Below are 984 nucleotides of genomic sequence, written 5' to 3' on the forward strand. Positions count from 1 at the left end.
AGAACGTGTTTGAGAATGCCGGTTGATGACACTGTGTGATCGCCAGGGGTGTGCAATGGGTGTGCACTCGGCGGATCATGACCGGGTGGGTGTGACCGCCGGGTGACGGTGGATGGATGGCGCGAGGTGCCCGTTATCGGTATCCATCGGATCTGTCGGACTCCCAGTGGGCGTTAGTCGAACCGTTGCTGCCGGCGGCGGCACCGGTGGGCCGCCGCGAGAAGCACGACCGCCGCGACCTGGTCGACGCGATCCTGTACGTGGTGCGGTCGGGGTGTGCGTGGCGGGCGTTGCCGTCGGACTATCCGCCCTGGCAGACGGTCTACTACTACTTCGCCCGCTGGCATGATGCCGGGGTCACCGTCCGGGTCCACGACATGCTGCGAGAACAGGTCCGGGTAACCGAGGGCCGCAACCGGGAGCCGTCGGCGGGAATCATCGACTCCCAGTCGGTGAAAGGCGCCGACACCGTATCGGCCGCCTCTCGTGGCTACGACGCCGGCAAGAAGATCAACGGTCGGAAGCGGTTCGTCGTCGTGGACACCACCGGGTTGCTCCTGGCCGTGCTCGTGGTGCCGGCCAGCACGCATGACACCGCCGGTGGCCGCCAGGTGCTGCTCGACGGCTACTTCGCCGGCCGGCGGTTGCGGCTGCTGTTCGCCGATGGCGGGTTCGCCGGCCAGTTCGTCGGCTGGGCCGCCCGCCTCCTGCGCCTGACCGTCGAGGTCGTGCGTAAACCCGCAGGCCAGAAGGGCTTTTCGGTGCTGCCTCGCAGGTGGGTCGTCGAACGCACCCTGTCCTGGATCACCGCCCACCGCCGACACGCCCGCGACTACGAACGCCGCCCCGACCACGCGGAATCGTTGATCCGCTGGACCATGATCGCCACCATGGTCCGCCGCATCGACCGCTCAGCTCCCGCCGGCCGTCCAGGACCACGACCACTACAGAGAATCACCTAACCCACGATCTCAAACACGTTCT

General features: G+C 67.2%; 1 pseudogene. It reads left to right on the forward strand.

Annotated elements, in window-relative coordinates:
• Window positions 1-140 precede the first annotated feature (140 nt).
• Window positions 141-962, forward strand: a pseudogene (locus MXD60_RS26240) (IS5 family transposase); the annotation flags it as partial.
• Between the last annotated feature and the right edge of the window lie 22 nt (window positions 963-984).

The sequence above is a fragment of the Frankia sp. AgB32 genome (assembly GCF_023243045.1).
In the GTDB taxonomy this organism is placed as follows: Bacteria; Actinomycetota; Actinomycetes; order Frankiales; family Frankiaceae; genus Frankia.